At 63.8% G+C, this 21,117-nt stretch carries 18 protein-coding genes; 6 read left to right on the forward strand and 12 right to left on the reverse strand.

The window, feature by feature from the left end; translation table 11 throughout:
- Positions 1 to 4: 4 nt before the first annotated feature.
- Positions 5 to 967, reverse strand: coding sequence for a transaldolase (tal, locus tag P353_RS01140; RefSeq protein ID WP_034365384.1), 963 nt, complete (start codon positions 965 to 967; stop codon positions 5 to 7).
- 244 nt (positions 968 to 1,211) lie between these two features.
- Between tal and P353_RS01145 the strand changes: the two genes are divergently transcribed.
- Entirely contained in the window at positions 1,212 to 2,057 is an 846-nt protein-coding gene (locus P353_RS01145; protein WP_003058703.1) for an SIS domain-containing protein, read from the forward strand.
- 214 nt (positions 2,058 to 2,271) lie between these two features.
- Here P353_RS01145 and catC read toward each other — a convergent pair whose 3' ends face one another.
- From catC to P353_RS01195, 10 genes are all read right to left on the reverse strand, one after another.
- Complete coding sequence (catC, locus tag P353_RS01150) at positions 2,272 to 2,556, reverse strand: muconolactone Delta-isomerase (RefSeq protein WP_034364388.1); 285 nt, start codon at positions 2,554 to 2,556, stop codon at positions 2,272 to 2,274.
- 49 nt (positions 2,557 to 2,605) lie between these two features.
- A complete protein-coding gene (locus tag P353_RS01155) occupies positions 2,606 to 3,943 on the reverse strand; it encodes a short-chain fatty acid transporter (protein ID WP_034364390.1) in 1,338 nt (445 codons plus the stop codon).
- Between the two features lie 220 nt (positions 3,944 to 4,163).
- The gene (locus P353_RS01160) at positions 4,164 to 4,901 is read right to left on the reverse strand and encodes an SDR family oxidoreductase (RefSeq protein WP_034364392.1); all 738 of its coding nucleotides are present in this window, start codon (positions 4,899 to 4,901) and stop codon (positions 4,164 to 4,166) included.
- A 49-nt stretch (positions 4,902 to 4,950) separates the two neighbouring features.
- A complete protein-coding gene (locus P353_RS01165) occupies positions 4,951 to 5,259 on the reverse strand; it encodes a YciI family protein (protein WP_034364394.1) in 309 nt (102 codons plus the stop codon).
- A 19-nt stretch (positions 5,260 to 5,278) separates the two neighbouring features.
- Positions 5,279 to 6,340 (reverse strand): cyclase family protein, encoded by a 1,062-nt coding sequence (locus P353_RS01170; protein WP_034364396.1) that lies wholly within the window; start codon positions 6,338 to 6,340, stop codon positions 5,279 to 5,281.
- A 68-nt stretch (positions 6,341 to 6,408) separates the two neighbouring features.
- A complete protein-coding gene (pcaD, locus tag P353_RS01175) occupies positions 6,409 to 7,206 on the reverse strand; it encodes a 3-oxoadipate enol-lactonase (RefSeq protein WP_034364398.1) in 798 nt (265 codons plus the stop codon).
- Positions 7,207 to 7,369: 163 nt separating this feature from the next.
- A complete protein-coding gene (locus P353_RS01180; protein ID WP_034364399.1) occupies positions 7,370 to 8,365 on the reverse strand; it encodes a Bug family tripartite tricarboxylate transporter substrate binding protein in 996 nt (331 codons plus the stop codon).
- Positions 8,366 to 8,531: 166 nt separating this feature from the next.
- Positions 8,532 to 9,743, reverse strand: coding sequence for a 3-oxoadipyl-CoA thiolase (pcaF, locus tag P353_RS01185; protein ID WP_034364400.1), 1,212 nt, complete (start codon positions 9,741 to 9,743; stop codon positions 8,532 to 8,534).
- Between the two features lie 89 nt (positions 9,744 to 9,832).
- Entirely contained in the window at positions 9,833 to 10,474 is a 642-nt protein-coding gene (locus P353_RS01190; RefSeq protein WP_034364402.1) for a 3-oxoacid CoA-transferase subunit B, read from the reverse strand.
- Between the two features lie 31 nt (positions 10,475 to 10,505).
- Positions 10,506 to 11,207, reverse strand: coding sequence for a 3-oxoacid CoA-transferase subunit A (locus tag P353_RS01195; RefSeq protein WP_003058692.1), 702 nt, complete (start codon positions 11,205 to 11,207; stop codon positions 10,506 to 10,508).
- A gap of 103 nt (positions 11,208 to 11,310) precedes the next feature.
- On the opposite strand from P353_RS01195, the gene P353_RS01200 reads away from it, so the two are divergent.
- The 4 genes from P353_RS01200 to P353_RS01215 all read left to right on the forward strand — a co-directional run bounded on the left by P353_RS01200 (position 11,311) and on the right by P353_RS01215 (position 19,411).
- Positions 11,311 to 12,147 carry an IclR family transcriptional regulator domain-containing protein gene (locus P353_RS01200; protein WP_034365386.1) on the forward strand — a complete coding sequence of 279 codons (837 nt, stop codon included), beginning with the start codon at positions 11,311 to 11,313 and terminating at the stop codon, positions 12,145 to 12,147.
- An 88-nt stretch (positions 12,148 to 12,235) separates the two neighbouring features.
- Positions 12,236 to 12,943 (forward strand): transposase, encoded by a 708-nt coding sequence (locus P353_RS01205; protein WP_034364404.1) that lies wholly within the window; start codon positions 12,236 to 12,238, stop codon positions 12,941 to 12,943.
- A gap of 182 nt (positions 12,944 to 13,125) precedes the next feature.
- Positions 13,126 to 17,862: a glutamate synthase-related protein gene (locus tag P353_RS01210; protein WP_034364406.1), complete on the forward strand. Its 4,737-nt coding sequence runs from the start codon at positions 13,126 to 13,128 to the stop codon at positions 17,860 to 17,862.
- 73 nt (positions 17,863 to 17,935) lie between these two features.
- Positions 17,936 to 19,411, forward strand: a complete 1,476-nt coding sequence (locus tag P353_RS01215; protein ID WP_034364409.1) for a glutamate synthase subunit beta — start codon at positions 17,936 to 17,938, stop codon at positions 19,409 to 19,411.
- A 144-nt stretch (positions 19,412 to 19,555) separates the two neighbouring features.
- Here P353_RS01215 and P353_RS01220 read toward each other — a convergent pair whose 3' ends face one another.
- Positions 19,556 to 20,005: a DUF3293 domain-containing protein gene (locus P353_RS01220; protein ID WP_034365388.1), complete on the reverse strand. Its 450-nt coding sequence runs from the start codon at positions 20,003 to 20,005 to the stop codon at positions 19,556 to 19,558.
- 268 nt (positions 20,006 to 20,273) lie between these two features.
- Here P353_RS01220 and P353_RS01225 point away from each other — a divergent pair, with 268 nt between their 5' ends.
- Positions 20,274 to 21,083 (forward strand): amino acid ABC transporter substrate-binding protein, encoded by an 810-nt coding sequence (locus P353_RS01225; RefSeq protein WP_034364410.1) that lies wholly within the window; start codon positions 20,274 to 20,276, stop codon positions 21,081 to 21,083.
- The last annotated feature ends 34 nt before the right edge of the window (positions 21,084 to 21,117 follow it).

Here is a 21,117-nt window from a genome sequence, read left to right on the forward strand (position 1 = left end):
TCAATCATGCAGCCGCTTGCTGCATCAATGCTTCCAGCTTCAGTGTGTCTGCGGTGAAAGCGCGAATGCCCTCGGCCAGCTTTTCGGTGGCCATGGCATCTTCGTTCAGCGCAAAGCGAAACGAGGCCTGGTCATACAGAACGCGCTCCTGCGGCTGGGCTCTGGCCTTGTCCGGGTCCAGGGCGCGGGTGACAGGCGTGGTCTCGTCCTGCTGTGCGCGGAGTTGAGCCAGCAGCTCAGGTGCAATGGTAAGCAGATCGCAGCCCGCCAGAGCCAGAATCTGGCCGATATTACGAAAGCTTGCACCCATGACCTCGGTGGAAACATCGAAGTGCTTGTAGTAGTCGTAAATTTTCTGTACCGAGCGCACTCCGGGGTCATTGGCGCCAGCCATGGCGGCCTCATCCCATTGCGCGCCGGCCTGCTTTTTGTACCAGTCATAGATGCGGCCCACAAAGGGCGAGATCAGCTGAACCTTGGCCTGGCCGCAGGCAACGGCCTGACAGAAGGAGAACAGCAGCGTCAGATTGGTGTGAATGCCGCGCTGCTCAAGAATGCGGGCCGCCTCAATCCCTTCCCAGGTGGCGGCGATCTTGATGAGCACGCGCTCGGTGTGGATGCCTGCGGCCTGATACAGCTCGATCAGTCGCTCGGCGCGCGTGACCGTGGCCAAGGTGTCGAAAGACAGGCGGGCATCGACCTCGGTAGAGACACGACCGGGTATGGTGCTCAGAATCTCACAGCCGAAGCGCACCAGCGTCCGGTCCATGATTTCGTCCAGTCCTCTGTCTTTGAATTGCGCCACGGTGGCGCGCATCAGCGGCGCATATTCGGTCTTTTGAACCGCTTTGAGAATCAGGGATGGATTGGTGGTGGCATCTTGCGGTTGAAACTGCGCCAGTTGATGAAAATCACCGGTGTCCGCGACCACGGTCGTGAATTGCTTGAGCGCCTCCAACTGATTCATGTCCATCCTTTGCTGTGTTTCAAACTAACCAGCAAGTGTAGAGCGGGAATCCCTTATTGAGAATGAGCCTGCAGACACTCCGTTTGATGATGTATCAAGGCAAACCCTGCTGAATATGCCCGCTCGCCTATTTATTTGCGGAAATATTCAAGTTTTGCGGCCATTTTGCGAGGCGTGAGGCGCTTCGGTCTTATGCTCGCCTTTTTCTGCACGCATTCATTGCCTCCACCTCATCTGCGCCAATATGCTTGATCGGATTACTGCCTCCCTTCCGTCCCTGGCGCCTGCAGAGCAGCGTGTTGCACGCTTGGTACTGGCCGATCCGCGGGCCTTCGCGCATCTGCCGGTGCGAGAGCTGGCGGTGCGGGCGCATGTCAGCAAACCCACGGTGGTGCGCTTTTGCCGCAGCATGGGTTATGACGGCCTGGCGGACTTCAAGCTCAAGCTCGCAGGCAGCGTCAGCGAAGGCGTGCCCTTCATCCATCGCAGCGTGGACAGCGATGACAAGACCAGCGATGTCATGGTCAAGGTGGTGGACAACGCGGTTGCCGCTTTTCTGCAGTACCGCAATGCGGCGAGCACGGCGGCCATAGAGCAGGCTGCGCAGGCGATTGCAGCGACCTGGCAGACGGGCAAGCGCATCGAGTTTTACGGCGCCGGGAACTCGGGCATCGTGGCGCTGGATGCCCAGCACAAGTTTTTCCGCCTTGGTGTGACCAGTCTGGCCACCAGCGATGGCCATATGCAGGTCATGAGCGCGACCTTGCTGGGGCCGGGCGACTGCGTGGTCATTATTTCGAACTCCGGGCGCACGCGGGATCTGATGGACGCCGCAGATATCGCCCGCAAGAATGGGGCCACCACCATCGCCATCACGGCCAGCGGCTCGCCTCTTGCCTCCGCTTGCCAGGTGCATCTGGCTGCCGATCACCCCGAAGGCTACGACCGCTACAGTCCCATGGTCTCGCGGTTGCTGCACCTGCTCATCATCGATGTGCTGGCGACCTGCGTGGCCCTGCGCATCGGGCCGGCACTGCAGCCGGCGCTGGAGCAGATGAAGAACAATCTGCGCGCCAAGCGCTATACCTGAAGGCCGGCAAAGACGCGGCCTGGGGCAGGCAGCAGCGACAACGCGAAAGCTCTTTTTATAGGAGCTTCTATCGCTTGATTGATAAAGATTTCAGATACAAAACATATTGAAATCATTTGTGAATAGCCGGTGATAGCTATCAAAAACAAAGCCCATGCGGGCAAAACCTGCATGGGCTTTGTTGCGGGCGGGCGCTTGCCCGTCGCTGTCGTGCTTACTCCTGCACGATGGAGGAGGGGTGGTTGGCCAGGGGCTTGACCTTGATCTGCATATAGGGGAACAGCGGCAGGCCGCTGAGAAGGCCGTGCAGCTCGTCATTGCTGCCTACATCAAAGATGCTGACGTTGGCGTATTCGCCCACCACGCGCCAGATATGGCGCCACTTGCCTTCGCGCTGCAGCTTTTGCGAGTATTCCTTCTCGTCCTGCTTGATCTGCGCGACCAGGGCGGGGTCCAGCGAGTGGGGGATCTGGACAATCATTTCGACCATGAAAAGCATGGGTTCTCCTAGGTGAGGATGTGAACGGAAAAAGTACGCTGGCGCTCTGTTACAGATGAGGCCAGATCAGCATGGTGGTCGCGTAGATGACGCCGACCAGCATCATGGAGACCACGGTATAGCCCATGATGTCCTTGAGCTTGAGCTTGGACAGTGCCAGGGCCGGCAGGATCCAGAAAGGCTGGACCAGGTCGTTCCAGCCATTGCCCAGCATCACCGACATGGCGGTCTGGGCCTGAGAGGCGCCCAGGGTCTTGGCCGCGTCGATCATGAACGGCCCCTGCAGCACCCAGTGGCCGCCGCCCGAGGGTGCGAAGAAGTTGATCACGAAGGAGCTGACCAGCCCCCACAGCGGCAGCGTGTGCTCGCTGGCGATGCTCACGAAGATGTGGGCGATGGACTCCACCAGCCCCGAGCCATGCATGATGGCCATGATGCCTGCGTAGAAGGGGAACTGCAGGATGATGCCGCCGATGGTCTTGACGCCCTCATTGACCTTTTCCACATAGAGCATGGGCGTCTTGAGCAGCAGCACACCCAGGAACAGGATGAAGAAGTTGATCATGTTCAGGTCGAGGTTGCCGCCCTTGACGAAGTGCAGCACGACATAGGCCATGCCGCACAGGCCGATCAGCAGATTGAGCGCGCGGCTGTTGTTCAGGCGGTAGGCCAGGGTCTTCTGGTCGCCCAGCAGGTCGTGGCCCGCGCCGCCCTTGCCTTCGTCGGCTGCCACGGCGGGGTCCAGCTCCACGATCTTCTCGCCGGCCTTGGGGTGCATGGCGGCGTTCAGAAGCGGCAGGGCGATGAGCACGGCCAGACTGGTCAGCAGCATGGGGGCCGAGAAGATGGTCTGCGTCAGCGGGATCAGGCCCATGCTGCTCTCGAAGGTGTGGCCCTTGGTCGAGATCAACACCGGAATCGTGGCCGAGAAGCCCAGGCTGTACATGGTGAAGCCGGTATAGGCCGAGGCGATGATCAGCGGATAGTGAACGCCCTTGACCTTGAGCGCCAGCTTGCGCGCCATGATGCCGCCGATCACCAGGCCGAAGCCCCAGTTCAGGTAGCTGCCCACGCAGCCCACGATGGTGGCCACGATGATGGCCTGGCGCGGCGTGTGCACGTGGCTGGCGATGCGATCCAGGAAGCGGTTGACCAGGGGCGCGGCCGCCAGCACATAGCCCATGACCAGGATCACGGCCATCTGGGTGGTGAAGGCCAGCAGGCTCCAGAAGCCCTTGCCCCAGTCCTCGACGACCAGGTCGACGGGCCGGCTTTCCACGGCAAAGGCCAGGACCATGGTCAACAGGGTCAGCAGGATGGCGAAGACAAAGGGGTCGGGCAGATACTTGCGCATCAGCTCGGTAAAGAAGGCGGTGATTTTCGACATGGGTGCCGGTCTCCGGGGTTGGAATGATTTGTGGGGAGAGGAAGGCGCCTGCGCCGCGGGGGGCGCAGGGCTGGAACGTGGCTCTGCGGAAGTGGCTGGCAGGGCTTGCGTCAGAGACGCCGAGCCCGGGCCGTCCCGCCGCGTGGGCGTCGTCCCACTACCGCGTAGCGAGAAAGGGCGCCGTGCATATGGGCAAGTCGCAGCGCGGCTCAGGGGGTGTTCATACGGACGCCACGCCGACGGTCATGCCGCCGCAGACATAGAGCACCTGTCCGGTCACAAAGCCGCTGCGCTCGTCGAGCATGTAGGACACGGCATGGGCCACGTCTTCGGGCGTGCCCACGCGCTTGACGGGCACGGACTGGATGATCTTTTGCGTGCGCGGTGCATCGGGCGGGTTGGCCTTGTCAAACAGCTCGGTGCGGATGGGGCCGGGGCCTATGGCGTTGGCCGTGATGCCCCACTGTCCCAGCTCCAGAGCCCAGACGCGCGTCATGCCGATCAGGCCGGCCTTGGTGGCCGCGTAGGCGGTGCGCAGGTCCTTGCCCAGAGCGGCGCGCGAGGACATGTTGACGATGCGCCCGAAGCCCGCCTCCTTCATGCCGGGCAGCAGGGCCTGCATGCACTGGAAGGCGCAGCGCAGGTTCAGCGAGACGGCCAGGTCGAACTCGGCCAGGGTCTGGGACGCGGCGTCATTGGGCACGACCACGCCCACGTTGTTGATCAGGCGCGTGATGGGGCCGCCTTCCAGGGCCAGGCGCAGCGCGCGGGCCGTGTCCTCGGCATTGCTGAGGTCGGCCTGGATGCCGCCCGGAACGTGATCGACCACACGGTCGATGATGATGGGCTCGTAGCCGTCGGCACGGCAGCGCTCGGCAGCGGCCGCACCGATGCCGGCACCGCCACCGGTGATCAGCACGCGGGGAGGGACGGGAAGGGAAGCGTTCTGGGAAGACATGGCAATACTTTCGGACGGAATGCTGGGAAAGGGGGGGGCTGGACTGGAGCTAGGCCGCCGCAGGCAGGTGGCTGGTGCCGGCGACATAGGCTTTGCGCCAGCGGGTGATGGACACCCGCTCGAACAGGCCGGCCTGGAAGAAAGGATCGGACTCTATGAAGGACTGGGCCGCTTCGCGCGTGTCCAGCTCCACCACGTACAGGCCGCCGCCGAGGTCGCTGCCGTCGTCGGCCAGCTTGGCGCCGCAGGCCAGCAGCAGGTGCTTGTGGGTGTCCAGAAAGCCCAGGTGCGCGGGGCGATGGGCCTGGCGCACGGCCTGGTGGCCGGGCTTGTCGAAGGTTTCGATGATGAAGGGCATGAAGGCTCCGGTGTTGGGCTCAGACCGTGGCGACCGGCGTGACCGGCGAGGCGATGGCACCCGGCAGGTTCAGTGGCGGCGCCGTGAGCAGGAAACGGTGGCGACCGTGCTCGCGCAGCCAGTGCGCCAGCGGCGTCAGGTGCCACAGCTCACCCAGGTGCACGCCCAGCTTGAACAGGCAGTGCTCGTGCAGCGGCAGGGCCGCGCAGCAGGCAGCACCTGGGCGCGCGGGGAAGGCCTCGACCGCGTAGTTGTCGGTGGCGATGACGGCGATCTGGCTGTCGGTGATCCACTGCAGCAGGCGTGCATCGCGCCCGTCGAGCACGGCGCAGGCCTGCTCCAGCACCTCGGGGTCGGGGTTTTTGTGCATCTCCAGCACGCGCTGGGCAAAACCCGTGTGCAGGCACAGCATGTCGCCGGGCTCGATCTGCACGCCGTCGGTGGCGATGACCTGCATCAACTGCTCGTAGCCGACCACGGTACGCGCGTCGCCGAAGTGGGCGCGCAGGTCCACCATCACACCGCGGCCCTGCACGCCGTTGCGGGCCATGCCTTCAATGCCCAGGGCCTTGGCGCAGCTGGTGCTGGCGCTGTCGTCCAGGCGCGCGGGGATGCCGGTGCCGCTCAGCTCGGCGGGGCCCACGATGTCGACGCCGGCGGCAAAGCCGTTGTAGTACAGCGGCTCGGGCAGGCCGTCGCCATTGGCATCGAACAGGGCGCCCACGTGGGCTAGGCCGTCCCACTGCGTGGAGTACTGCAGCGACAGGATGACCATATCGTCCGAGAGCACGTCGGTGCGGCCTGGCTCCAGCTCCTGCAGCAGGCAGTTGAAGTTGACGCGGCCCTTGCGCTGCAGCGGGCGCAGCACGGGCGGCTTGCGGTTGGGGTTGAGGGCGCTGCCGCCCGGGTAGTCCAGCGGCAGGCTCAGTGCAAAGCGATGGCCGGTCTGCACTTCAGCCGCACCTTGGCGGACTTTTTCGGGGGTCAGCAGATTCAGGCGGCCGAGCTGGTCGTCTTCACCGAAATCGCCCCAGGTCGAGCCTTCGGGGCGCTGCTTCCAGCGGCGGGAGTTAGAGGACATGGCAATCTCCGTATCACAGGCCGTGGCGGCCGCTGCCGGATGCGGGCAGCCGGTCGTCGCGGCGTCGGTCAGTGCTGGCGTGCAAAGCCCGCCAGGGCCTGTTCGAAGGCCTGGGGTGCCTCCAGGTTGGACAGATGCGAGGTCTGCAGCTCGACCAGCTGCGAGCCGGCGATGGCGGCCTGCATGGCCTGGGCATCGGCCACCGTGGTCACGGGGTCCTGTGCGCCGGCCACCAGTAGAGTGGGGGTGGCGATGGCGGCAATCGCAGTGCGCAGGTCTTCGTGGGCCAGGGCTTCGCAGCAGCTGGCATAGCCCTCGGGCGCGATACCTGCGATCCAGCTCTGGGCGCGCTGCACCACGGCGGGCTGGGCAGCCGCAAAGCCTGGCGTGAACCAGCGGCTGGGCGATGATTCGGCCAGGGCCTGCATGCCGGCTGCGCCGCTGGCGCGCACCTGGGCGGCACGCTCCAGCCAGGCCGACTCCACGCCGATCCTGGCGGCGCTGTTGGCCACGGTGAGGCTGCGCAGGCGCTGGCCGGCATTGACGCCCAGCCACAGCCCGGTCAGGCCGCCCATGGAGATGCCGCAGAAATGCGCCTGTTGCACCTCCAATGCGTCGAGGATGGCCAGCACATCGCGGCCCAGCTGCTCGAAGCTGTAGGGGCCGTCGTTGCATACGCTGGCGCCATGGCCGCGGGTGTCGTAGCGCAGCACGCGAAATTCGCTGCGCAGGGCAGCTGCCTGTGCATCCCACATCTGAAGCGTTGTGCCCAGGGAGTTGGAGAGCACGAGCACGGGGGCGTCGTCAGGGCCTTGCAGATCAATGCGGAAATCGCCGGTGGCGGTGGAGAGCAGGGAGGTGGTCATACAGACTCGCAGGCGATGAGTGAAGTAGAGCGCGCAGCAGCGCATGAAACTGGCGTGGATCAAGCCAGGGACAGCGAGCAAGGGCCGTCCCGCAGCGAGGCTGTCGTCCCCCTCTCGAAGGAGAGGGGGAAGCCGCGCAGCGGCTCAGGGGGTGTGTTGGATCTCAGACGCTGGCGCCGGAGTCCTTGACCACCTTGCCCCACTTCTTGGCTTCGGCGTCGATGAACTTGGCAAAGCCTTCCTGGGTGTCGATCACGACTTCACCGCCCTGGTCGTTGATCTTCTTGATCACAGCGGGATCCTTGAGCACCTTGGCAATGGCGGCATGCAGCTTTTGCTGGATGTCGGCAGGTGTCTTGACGGGCACGAACAGACCGAACCAGGAGGTTGCCTCGTAGCCGGGCACGCCGGCTTCGGCCACGGTGGGCACATCGGGCAGCTCGGGCGAGCGCTTGGCTGTGGTCACGGCGATGGGGCGCAGCTTGCCCGAGCGCACATGCTGGATGGCCGAGGGCATGTTGTCGAACATGATGGCGATCTGGTTGCCCAGCAGGTCGGTGATGGCCGGCGCGCTGCCCTTGTAGGGCACATGCACCATGTCTAGGCGGGTCATGGACTTGAACAGCTCGCCCGACAGATGGATGGAGCTGCCCGAGCCCGAGGAGCCGAAATTCAGCTTGCCGGGATTGGCCTTGGCGTAGGCCATCATTTCCTTGACCGTCTTGAAGGGCTGGCTGGGGTGGGCGACCAGCAGATTGGGCACATTGGCGACGCGAGTCAGCGGAGCGAAGTCCTTGACCGGGTCGAAGGGCATCTTCTTGTACAGGGCTTCGTTGATGGCGTGCGTGCCCACCGTGCCCATGAACAGGGTGTAGCCGTCGCCAGCTGCACGGGCTGCGGCCTGGCCGCCGATATTGCCGCCCGCGCCGGGGCGGTTGTCGATGATGATGCTCTGGCCCAGTTCGGTGCTCAGGGCCTGGCCCACCACGCGCGCCAGGATGTCGGTCGTGCCGCCGGCCGAGAAGGGCACGATCATGGTGATGGGCTTGCTGGGATAGGGCGTCTGGGCCATGGCGGGAGCAGCGCCCAGAGCGAACAGGGCGGTTGCTGCCAGGGTCTGCAGGCTGCGGCGGCGAGACAGGGAAAGGGAATGGGTCATCTAGGTCTCCGGGAAAAGGCAAGACACCGCCGGCCAGTGGCCGGGGCGCGGGCTGCCGCGGTGGCGCAGCTCCGAAAAGAGCTGCACTCCAGCGGTCGTTGTTTTGGTGTGAGAGGCAGGGGTGCGGCAGCAGGCCGGGCTTGGCCGGTTCCTGCCGCAGTCGGGATCAGACGCGTTCGAGCACCACGGCAATGCCCTGGCCCACGCCGATGCACATGGTGCACAGCGCGTAGCGGCCACCGAAGGCATGCAGCTGGTTCACGGCCGTGGTGGCCAGGCGGGCGCCCGATGCGCCCAGGGGGTGGCCCAGGGCGATGGCGCCGCCCCACTGGTTGACGCGGCGGTCGTCGTCGGCAATGCCCAGGTCGCGCAGCACGGCCAGGCCTTGTGCGGCAAAGGCTTCGTTGAGCTCGATGACATCCATCTGCTCAAGAGTCAGGCCGGTCTGGGCCAGCACCTTGCGCACGGCGGGAGCGGGGCCGAAGCCCATGATGCGCGGCGCGACGCCGGCCACGGCCATGCCGACCACACGGGCGCGCGGCACCAGGCCGTACTGGCTGGCGGCCTCCTCGTTGGCCAGCAGCAGGGCGCAGGCGCCGTCGTTGACGCCGCTGGCGTTGCCGGCCGTGACCGTGCCATCAGGGCGTACCACGCCCTTGAGCTTGGCCAGTGCCTCGATGGTGGTGGCGCGGGGGTGCTCGTCCTGGCTCACGACGATGGGGTCACCCTTCTTCTGGGCGATGGACACGGGCACGATCTCGCGCGCCAGATGGCCGGCAGCAATCGCGGCCGCTGCCTTTTCCTGGCTGGCCAGGGCCATGCGGTCCTGGGCTTCGCGCTCGATCCTGAAGTCGTCGGCCACGTTTTCGGCGGTCTCGGGCATGGAGTCCACGCCATACTGGGCTTTCATCAGCTTGTTGACAAAGCGCCAGCCGATGGTGGTGTCGTAGACAGCGTTGCTTCGGCTGAAGGCGGACTCGGCCTTGGGCATGACGAAGGGCGCGCGGCTCATGCTCTCCACGCCGCCTGCGATCATCAGGCGTGCTTCACCGGACTTGATGGCACGCGCGGCCGTGCCGACAGCGTCCAGGCCCGAGCCGCACAGGCGGTTGATGGTGGCGCCGGGCACATCGACGGGCAGGCCAGCCAGCAGCGCCGACATGCGGGCCACGTTGCGGTTGTCCTCGCCGGCCTGGTTGGCACAGCCATAGAGCACATCGGCCACGGCGGTCCAGTCCACATTGGGGTTGCGCTGCATCAGCGCCTTGATGGGCAGGGCGCCCAGATCATCGGTGCGCACGCTGGACAGCGCGCCGCCGTAGCGACCGAAGGGGGTGCGGATGGCGTCGCAGATAAAGGCTTGGTTCTGGTTGCTCATGGCATGTCTCCGTTATGAAAATTGAACTTCTGGTGCAGACCGGATCGGCCTGAAGGCCGTCAGCGTGCCGCTCAGGCCGCTCAGGCCGCTCAGGCCGCAATGGGCAGGCCCACGATGCTTTCGAGCTCGGCGTGATCCAGGCCTTCGACCTTGTCGATCAGGCGCAGCCCCTCGGCAGTGCAGGCCAGGGTGCACAGATCGGTGTAGATGCGTTTGACGCAGCCCAGGCCGGTCAGCGGGTAGCTGCACTGGGCCACGACCTTGCTCTCGCCCTTTTTGGTGAGCAAATCCATCATCACCCAGGTCTGCTTGGCGCCAATGGCCAGGTCCATGGCTCCGCCCACGGCGGGGATGGCGCCGGGCTCGCCCGTGCTCCAGTTGGCCAGGTCGCCCGTGGCCGAAACCTGGAAGGCTCCGAGCACGCAGATGTCCAGATGGCCGCCGCGCATCATGGCGAAGCTGTCGGCGTGATGGAAATAGCTGCCACCGGGCAGCAGGGTCACGGGCTGCTTGCCGGCATTGGTCAGGTCGTAGTCTTCGGAGCCGGCCGCCGGTGCCGGGCCCATGCCCAGAATTCCGTTCTCGCTTTGCAGCACGATTTCGCGTCCTGCGGGGATGTGGTTGGCCACCAGGGTGGGCTGGCCTATGCCCAGATTCACATAGGCACCGTCATGAATGTCCTGGGCCACGCGCAGCGCCAGTTCGTCCTTGCTTCGTTTTTGATAGCTCACGCTTGTATCTCCTTGCTGGACCTTGGCTGGCTCAGGCCGCCTTCTTGAAGCCGCCGGCCTGGGTGGCCACGCGCTCGATCTTCACCACCTGGCTCACATAGATGCCCGGGGTGACCACGGATTCGGGGTCAAGCTGGCCGAGTTCCACGATGTCATGCACGGTGGCCACGGTGAACTTGGCGGCCGAGGCCATCACGGGGCCGAAGTTGCGCGCCGACATGCGGTAGGTCAGATTGCCCCAGCGGTCGCCTTTTTCCGCCTTGATCAGGGCCACATCGCCATGGATGGGGTACTCCAGCACATAGTGCTTGCCGTTGATCTCGCGCGTTTCCTTGCCTTTTGCGAGTTCGGTGCCGTAGGCCGTGGGGCAGAAGAAAGCGCCTATGCCAGCAGCGGCGGCGCGCATGCGCTCGGCCAGGTTGCCCTGGGCCACCAGCTCTAGCTCGATCTTGCCGCTGCGGTACAGCTCGTCGAAGACCCAGCTGTCCACCTGGCGCGGGAAGCTGCAGATGATCTTGCGCACTTGGCCGGTCTTGAGCAGGGCGGCCAGGCCGGTGTCGCCGTTGCCGGCGTTGTTGTTGACCACGGTGAGCTCGCGTGCACCCTGGGCGATCAGGCCGTCGATCAGCTCGCCGGGAATGCCCGAGGTGCCGAAGCCGCCGATGAGCACGGTGGAGCCGTCTTGAATGCCGGACAGGGCCTGAGCGACCGAGTCGGCGATCTTGTTGATCATGGGTGTCTCCAATTTTCTATACAAAGACTTGCGCCGTTGGCGCTAAAATGTTCGCATATAGAACATTTGTTCGCTAAAAGAATTGTAGGAAAGGATGAAGAAAATGGAGACTGTAAAAACCACATCAGGGAAAACCCCCGGAGGGGCCGAAGCGACTCCGCTCAAGCCCGGTGACAGCTATGTGCAGTCCTTTGCCCGGGGGCTGGAAGTCATACGTTCGTTCAGTGCCAGGGCGCCGGAGCAGACGCTCAGCGAGGTGGCTGCCGCCACGGGCCTGACGCGTGCCGGTGCAAGGCGCATCCTTCTGACGCTGCAGACGCTGGGCTATGTGCGCAGCGACGGCAAGTACTACGCACTCACGCCGCGCATCCTGGATCTGGGCTTTGCCTATCTGAGCTCCACGCCGCTGTGGAATCTGGCCGAGCCGGCGATGGAGGCGCTGGTGGACGAGGTCAAGGAGTCATGCTCGGCCGCCGTGCTCGAAGGCCTGGATGTGGTCTATGTGCTGCGCGTGCATACGCACAAGATCATGAGCACCAATCTGGGCGTGGGTTCGCGATTGCCCGCTTTCTGGACATCCATGGGCCGGGTGCTGCTGGCGGCGCTGCCCCCCGATGAGCTGCGGGCGCTGATGGCCCGGCGCGAGCAGCGCGCCTTCACGCGCCACACGCTGACCGGCGACGACGAGCTGTATGCCGAGATTGCCCGCGTGCGCGAGCAGGGCTGGGCCCTGCTCAACCAGGAGCTGGAGGAGGGCCTGATCTCGATCGCCGCCCCCATACGCAATGCGCGCGGCCAGACGGTAGCGGCGCTCAACATCAGCGGTCAGGCCAACCGCACCAGCGAGCAGATGATGCGCGAGGGGTTGCTGCCGCAACTGCTGGCCGCTACGCGCCACATCAGCCAGTTGCTGAGTGCTTCGGGCCGCATGCATCTGTGATGTCTGGCGCCTGAGGGCGCGTCGGCCCTGGCGCGACGCTTCATAATGACCGAACGCCTTCCCTGTCGCCCCTGTCCAAGTCCGCTCCATGGCCCGTCTTCCCCGTCTCACGCTGGCAAACATGCCGCACCACATCATCCAGCGTGGCAACAACAGCGGCGAGATCTTTGTGGACGCGCAGGACCGCCTGGTCATGCTGGATCTGCTGCGCGAGATGGCGCGGCGCTTCGAGGTCGATGTGCATGCCTATGTGCTCATGCCCAACCACTTCCATCTGCTGCTGACGCCCAGGACCGAGCAGGGCGTGCCCCAGTTCATGCAGGCCGTGGGACGCAGCTATGTGCGCTACTTCAACAACCGGCACGGACGTACCGGTACCCTGTGGGAGGGGCGCTACCGCTGCACCGTGCTGCAGGCCGAGCAGTGGCTGATGGCCACCATGGTCTCCATGGATCTCAACCCCGTGCGCGACGGGCTGGTGCAGCGCGCGGTGGACTGGCCCTGGTCCAGCTATGCGCACAACGCAGGCCTGCAAAGCGATGCACTCATCAGCCCGCACGCGCTTTTCTGGGCTCTGGGCAACACGCCGTTTGCCCGAGATGCGGCATATGTAAGGGCCGTGGAGGCTGGTCTGGATGCCGATACCCAGGCGCAGATCAGCCATGCCGCACTGCGTGGCTGGGCTTTGGGCGAGCCCGATTTCATTGAAAATTTGCAACAGAAAACCGAGCGGCGCGTGAAGCGGCAGAAGGCCGGCAGGCCTGCAGCACGCACAGCTTCGGTGCACGAGGACTAGGCGGTTCTTTCAACCCCTTGTTTTTATTGGATTGCTTTGCGCTGTTTTTATGTGTCCCTAATTAAATGCAAATAAAAAAAGTTGGGAATTAATTGGAATCTGACCCCAATTAAAACTTATTGCATAACTTCATGTCCTGTCGTAATCTTGCGTTCCCCGCGATTGATATAAGAGGATTCCCCATGACGACTGCTGCCGAGATCAAGTATCTCCAGGACCACGGTCTGTACTCCAAGAGCAACGAACACGATGCCTGCGGTCTGGGCTTTGTGGCCCATATCAAGGGCCAGAAGCGCCATGACATCGTGCTGGGGGCACTGAAGATCCTCGAAAACATCGACCATCGCGGCGCAGTGGGCGCGGACCCCCTGATGGGCGACGGCGCCGGTATCCTGATCCAGATCCCCGATCAGCTCTACCGCGAAGAAATGGCCAAGCAGGGCGTGGCTCTGCCTCCTGCCGGCGAATATGGCGTGGGCATGATCTTCCTGCCCAAGGAACATGCTTCGCGCCTGGCCTGCCAGCAGGAGATGGAGCGCGCGATCAAGGCCGAAGGCCAGGTGCTGCTGGGCTGGCGCGATGTGCCGGTGAACCGCGACATGCCCATGTCGCCCACCGTGCAGGAAAAGGAGCCCATCCTGCGCCAGGTCTTCATCGGCCGTGGCGCCGATGTCATCGTGCAGGACGCGCTGGAGCGCAAGCTGTACGTGATCCGCAAGACGGCCTCGGCCGCCATCCAGAACCTGGGCCTCAAGCACAGCAAGGAATACTACGTCCCCAGCATGAGCAGCCGCACCGTGGTCTACAAGGGCCTGCTGCTGGCCGATCAGGTGGGCGTGTACTACCGTGACCTGGCCGACGAGCGCTGCGTCTCGGCCATCGGCCTGGTGCACCAGCGTTTCTCCACCAACACCTTCCCCGAGTGGCCTCTGGCTCACCCCTACCGCTACGTGGCCCACAACGGTGAAATCAACACCGTGCGCGGCAACTACAACTGGATGCTGGCGCGCGAAGGCGTGATGGCCTCTCCCGTGCTGGGCGAAGACCTGCAAAAGCTCTATCCCATCAGCTTTGCCGGCCAGTCCGACACTGCCACCTTCGACAACTGCCTGGAACTGCTGACCATGGCCGGCTACCCCATCAGCCAGGCCGTGATGATGATGATTCCCGAGCCCTGGGAGCAGCACGAAGCCATGGACGAGCGCCGCCGCGCCTTCTATGAATACCACGCTGCGATGATCGAGCCCTGGGACGGCCCCGCCTCCATCGTGTTCACCGATGGCCGCCAGATCGGCGCCACGCTGGACCGCAACGGTCTGCGTCCCTCGCGCTACTGCATCACCGATGACGATATGGTGATCCTGGCTTCCGAAGCCGGCGTGCTGCCCGTGCCCGATAGCAAGATCGTGCGCAAGTGGCGCCTGCAGCCCGGCAAGATGCTGCTGATCGACCTGGAGCAAGGTCGCATGATCGAGGACGAAGAGCTCAAGGCCAACGTCGTCAACACCAAGCCCTACAAGCAGTGGATCGAGAACCTGCGCATCAAGCTCGACGAGGTGGAAATCCCCGCCGACTTCAAGGCTCCCGCTGCCAAGACCGAGCTGTCCCTGCTGGACCGCCAGCAAGCCTTCGGCTTCACGCAGGAAGACATCAAGTTCCTGCTGACCCCCATGGCTGAAAAGGGCGAGGAAGGCATTGGCTCCATGGGCAACGACAGCCCGCTGGCCGTGCTCTCCGACAAGAACAAGCCGCTGTACAACTACTTCCGTCAGATGTTCGCCCAGGTGACGAACCCCCCCATCGACCCGATCCGCGAAGCGATCGTGATGTCGCTGGTGTCGTTCGTGGGTCCCAAGCCCAATCTGCTGGACATCAACCAGGTCAACCCGCCCATGCGCCTGGAGCTGCAGCAGCCCGTGCTCGACTTCGAAGGCATGGCCAGGCTGCGTGATATCGAAAAGCGCACCAACGGCAAGTTCAAGAGCTCGACCATCGACATCACCTACCCGCTGTCCTGGGGCAAGCAGGGTGTGGAAGCCAAGCTGGCTTCGCTGTGCGCCCACGCCGTGGACGAGATCAAGGGCGGTGCCAACATCCTGATCATCAGCGACCGCAACATGAGCGCCACGCAGGTGGCCATTCCTGCGCTGCTGGCTCTGTCCGCCATCCACCAGCATCTGGTGCGTGAAGGCCTGCGCACCACCGCCGGTCTGGTGGTGGAAACCGGCACGGCCCGCGAAGTGCACCACTTCGCCGTGCTGGCCGGCTACGGCGCCGAAGCCGTGCACCCCTATCTGGCGATGGAGACCCTGGTCGACATCTTCAGCCGCGAAGGTGCGCCCATCACTGCCGACAAGGCCATCTATCACTATGTGAAGGCCATCGGCAAGGGCCTGTCCAAGATCATGTCCAAGATGGGCGTGTCCACCTATATGTCCTACTGCGGTGCCCAGCTGTTCGAAGCCGTGGGCCTGAACAGTGAGACCGTGGACAAGTACTTCACGGGCACGGCCAGCCGCGTGGAAGGTATCGGCGTCTTCGAGATCGCCGAGGAAACCATCCGCAACCACGAGGCCGCCTTCAGCGACGACCCCGTGCTGGAAACCATGCTGGATGCTGGCGGCGAGTACGCCTGGCGTGCCCGTGGCGAAGAGCATATGTGGACGCCTGACGTGATCGCCAAGCTGCAGCACTCCACGCGTGCCAACAACTTCAGCACCTACAAGGAATACGCCCAGCTGATCAACGACCAGACCAAGCGCCACATGACGCTGCGCGGCCTGTTCGAGTTCAAGTTCGATCCCGCCAAGGCCATTCCCGTGGACCAGGTCGAGTCGGCCAAGGAAATCGTCAAGCGCTTTGCCACGGGTGCCATGTCGCTGGGCTCCATCTCCACCGAAGCCCATGCCACGCTGGCCGTGGCCATGAACCGCATCGGCGGCAAGAGCAACACCGGCGAAGGCGGCGAAGATCCCAAGCGCTATCGCAACGAGTTGAAGGGCATCCCCATCAGCAAGGGCGAAACCCTGGCTTCCATCATCGGCAAGGACAAGGTCGAGTCCGATATCGAACTGCAGGCCGGCGACTCGCTGCGCTCCAAGATCAAGCAGGTCGCGTCCGGTCGTTTCGGCGTGACTGCCGAATACCTGGCCTCTTCGGACCAGATCCAGATCAAGATGGCTCAGGGCGCCAAGCCCGGTGAAGGCGGTCAGCTGCCCGGCGGCAAGGTCTCCGAGTACATCGGCGCACTGCGTCACTCGGTGCCGGGTGTGGGCCTGATCTCGCCTCCTCCCCACCATGACATCTACTCGATCGAAGACCTGGCACAGCTGATCCACGATCTGAAGAACGTGGCCCCGCACGCCAGCATCAGCACCAAGCTGGTGTCCGAGGTCGGCGTGGGAACGATCGCCGCAGGCGTGACCAAGTGCAAGAGCGACCACCTGGTGATCGCAGGGCACGACGGCGGCACCGGTGCCTCGCCCTGGTCCTCCATCAAGCATGCGGGCGGCCCCTGGGAAATCGGCCTGGCCGAGACCCAGCAGACCCTGGTGCTGAACCGTCTGCGCGGCCGTGTGCGTGTGCAGGCCGACGGCCAGATGAAGACCGGCCGCGACGTGGTCATCGGCGCTTTGCTGGGTGCCGACGAGTTCGGCTTCGCCACGGCTCCGCTGGTGGTGGAAGGCTGCATCATGATGCGCAAGTGCCACCTCAACACCTGCCCCGTGGGCGTGGCCACGCAAGACCCCGTGCTGCGTGCCAAGTTCACCGGCAAGCCCGAGCATGTGGTGAACTATTTCTTCTTCATCGCTGAAGAAGTGCGCCAGATCATGGCCCAGCTGGGCATTGCCAAGTTCGACGACCTGATCGGCCGCTGCGACCTGCTCGACACCCGCAAGGGCATCGAGCACTGGAAGGCTCAGGGCCTGGACTTCAGCCGTCTGTTCGCCCAGCCCGAAGTGCCTGCCGACGTGGCCCGCTATCACGTGGAAAGCCAGGATCACCTGCTGGACAAGGCGCTGGACGTCAAGCTCATTGAGCGCTGCAAGCCCGCCATCGAAAACGGCGAGAAGGTGCGCATCATGGAAGTGGCGCGCAACGTCAACCGCTCCGTCGGTGCCATGCTCTCTGGCGCGGTGACCAAGCATCACGCCGAAGGCCTGCCAGACGACACCATCCGTATCCACTTCGAAGGTACGGGCGGACAGTCCTTCGGTGCTTTCCTGTGCAACGGCATCACGCTGAACCTCAGCGGCGAAGCCAACGACTACACCGGCAAGGGTCTGTCCGGCGGCCGCGTGGTGGTGCATCCCAGCCATGAGTTCCGTGGCTCGACCACCACCAACACCATCGTGGGCAACACCGTGATGTTCGGCGCCACCAGCGGTGAAGCCTTCTTCAGCGGCGTGGCCGGCGAGCGCTTTGCCGTGCGTCTGTCCGGCGCCACGGCTGTGGTCGAAGGCGTGGGTGACCACGGCTGCGAATACATGACCGGCGGTACTGTGGTCGTGCTGGGCAAGACCGGCCGCAACTTCGCGGCCGGCATGAGCGGCGGCGTGGCCTATGTCTATGACGAGGACGGCAAGTTTGCCGAGCGCTGCAACACCGCTTCGGTGAAGCTGGAGAAGGTGCTGCCGCACGACGAGTTTGTCTCGCGTGTCGATCCCGGCATCTGGCACCGCGGCCAGAGCGACGATCAGCAGCTGCGCAATATGGTGGAGGCTCACAGCCGCTGGACGGGCTCCAAGCGTGCCCGTGATCTGCTGGACAACTGGGCCGCAGCGCGTGCCAAGTTTGTCAAGGTGTTCCCGACCGAGTACCAGCGTGCACTTGGCGAGATCTTTGAACGCAAACAGAAGGAAAAGCAAGCTGCGAAAGCGCCAGCAGCTCCTCAGAAAGAAGCAGTAGCCGCCAAGTAAACACGGCTCCAAGCGGTGGCGGCCAGGCGGCCACCGCACTGCAAGCGAACACAGATTTCAAGGATTAAAGATCATGGGAAAGACCACCGGCTTCATGGAATACGAGCGCATCGAAGAGGGCTATGCCCCCGTTGCGGAACGTCTCAAGCACTACAAGGAATTCGTCATCGGCCTGACCACCGATCAGGCCAAGGTGCAGGCTGCACGCTGCATGGACTGCGGCACGCCGTTTTGCAACAACGGCTGCCCGGTCAACAACATCATTCCGGACTTCAACGACCTCGTGTACCAGGGTGACTGGAAGAACGCCATCACCACGCTGCACAGCACCAACAACTTCCCCGAGTTCACGGGCCGCATCTGCCCCGCACCCTGCGAAGCTGCCTGTGTGGCCAATATCAACGGCGATGCCATCGGCATCAAGTCCATCGAGCACTCCATCATCGACCGTGCCTGGAGCGAAGGCTGGGTCAAGCCCCTGCTGCCCAAGCACAAGACCGGCAAGAAGGTGGCGGTGGTCGGTGCCGGCCCTGCAGGCATGGCCGCGGCCCAGCAACTGGTGCGCGCCGGCCATGACGTGACCCTGTTCGAGAAGAACGACCGCGTGGGCGGCCTGCTGCGCTACGGCATTCCCGACTTCAAGCTGGACAAGGGCCTGATCGACCGCCGTGTCGAGCAGATGGTGGCCGAAGGCCTGAAGATCCGCACCGGCGTGCTGATTGCCGGCAAGGACGGTCTGGGCAAGGATTCCAAGGTCACCAACTGGGCCAAGGAAACCATCAGCCCCGAGCAGCTCAATGCCGAGTTCGACGCCGTGCTGCTGACCGGCGGCTCCGAGCAGTCGCGTGATCTGCCCGTGCCCGGCCGCGATCTGGAAGGCGTGCACTTCGCGATGGAGTTCCTGCCCCAGCAGAACAAGGTCAACGCGGGCGACAAGCTCAAGGGCCAGATCCGTGCCGACGGCAAGCATGTCATCGTCATCGGCGGTGGCGACACCGGCTCCGACTGCGTGGGCACCTCCAACCGCCATGGCGCCAAGAGCGTGACCCAGTTCGAGGTCATGCCCATGCCGCCCGAGCAGGAGAACAAGCCCCTGGTCTGGCCTTACTGGCCGATCAAGCTGCGTACCTCGTCCAGCCACGACGAAGGCGTGGTGCGCGAGTTCGCCATCTCCACCAAGGAGTTCGGCGGCGAAAAAGGCAAGGTCAAGAGCCTGACCACCGTGCAGGTCGAGTTCAAGGACGGCAAGCTGAGCGAAGTGCCCGGCACGGAAAAGGTCTGGCCCGCCGATCTGGTGCTGCTGGCCATGGGCTTTGTGAACCCGGTGGCCACTGTGCTCGAAGCCTTTGGCGTCGACAAGGATGCACGCGGCAACGCCAAGGCCAGCACCGACTTCATCGGCGGCTATGCCACCAGCGTGCCCAAGGTGTTCGCCGCCGGCGACATCCGCCGCGGCCAGTCGCTGGTCGTGTGGGCGATCCGCGAAGGCCGCCAGGCGGCGCGTTCCGTGGACGAGTTCCTGATGGGCGCCAGCGAACTGCCTCGCTGATCATTCACGGCGGCTCATCACACAAAAGGCATTCCTCGGAATGCCTTTTGTTTTTGATAGCTGCAAGCGCTTGCCTTGACTGTAATTCAGATGGTTTTTATTAGGTTTTTGATTGCTGCAAAGCGCAAGGCGCTATCAAAAAAGTCAGCGCAGCCACAGCAGCCTGGGCTGGGCGTCGGCATCGCTCCACAGAACGGCGTTCTGCTGCCAGCGCCGGCCCCATTGCAGGGCCGTGTCGGCATCCATGCCCCAGATCAGCACGCTGTCTTCGGCGGGCCACTGGCCTTGGGGGTCCTGGCCGCAGCCGTCCAGATACTGCCAGCCCGCGCTGTCCAGCGCATGGCGCAGGGCGCTCATGCGGCGGGCGTTGTCGGCCTGCTCCAGGATCTGTCCCCAGGGATTGCAGGCCGTGAGATAGCAGGCGGCCTGGATGGGCTGCCGTCCCAGTTGCTGCCCGAGCCAGTCATTGCGCTCGCCCACGCGTAGCGTCTGCGCGACAGCGCCCCGGGCGGCGTGCACCTGGTAGAGCGCGTTGCGATAGGCCTGCTGCAAGGCGGCGGGGAGCTGGCTGGTGCCGGGCGACGGTGGTGACATGGTCTGGAGTTTGGCAAGCTTGCAGATGGAGAGGACTTGCGCAAACAAGAATTCAACAACGGCCGGCCTCCTGAGGCAGCCGTCTTGCCTGAACCTGTTTTGCGTAAGTCGTGATGGTTTTGCGACCGGCGAGTGACGTTCTGTCCCGTCTGCGCGACAATAGCGGATTCGGCGCTGGCGGCAGCCCGGCTCCGGGGCTGTTGCGATAGACACCCGGGCGGGAGACAAAGCCCCTGCCTCCGCTTTTTCCACTTCAAATTTTGACGCCATGAAAAAACGTACCCTGCTGGCCTCGGTGGCCCTGACTGCAATTTTGGCTGCCTGCGGCAAGAACGAGCCCGCAAGCAACACCGCTGCAGCTCCTGCGCCCGCTCCTGCGGCAGTCGCCGCCAAGCTGGTGGTGGGTCTGGACGACAACTTCCCGCCCATGGGTTTCCGTGACGAAAAGAACGAGCTGGTCGGTTTCGACATCGACATGGCCCGTGAAGTGGCCAAGCGCGCCAATATCGAAGTGCAATTCAAGCCCATCGACTGGAACGCCAAGGAAGCCGAGCTGCTGGGCAAGCGTGTGGACGCTCTGTGGAACGGCCTGACCATTCTGGAAGAGCGCAAGGAAAAGATCCTGTTCTCCGATCCCTACATGGTGAACAAGCAGATCATCATCGTGAAGGCCGGCTCTCCCATCAAGAGCAAGGCTGACATGGTCGGCAAGATCGTGGGTGCCCAGGAAGGCTCCAGCGCCGTGACCGCCCTGACCAAGGACAAGGAACTGTCGGACAAGTTCAAGGAAACCAAGCTCTTCGGCGACAACATCACGGCTTTGATGGATCTGGAAGCCGGCCGCCTGGACGTGGTGGTGGTCGATGAAGTGGTGGGCCGTTTCCTGGTCAACAAAAAGCCCGAAAACTACGTGGTGCTGGCTGATGACTTCGGTACCGAAGACTACGGCGTGGGCTTTCGCAAGGACGACGAAGCCACGCGCAACAAGGTCAACGATGTGCTGACCGAAATGAAGAAGGACGGCAAGGCTGCTGAAATCGCCCAGAAGTGGTTTGGCGCTGACGTGATCAAGCACTAATCCCTTTTTCGTGTACTGCACCGGCAATGCCTGG

The organism is Comamonas testosteroni (assembly GCF_000761245.1).
Lineage (GTDB): Bacteria > Pseudomonadota > Gammaproteobacteria > Burkholderiales > Burkholderiaceae_C > Comamonas > Comamonas testosteroni_C.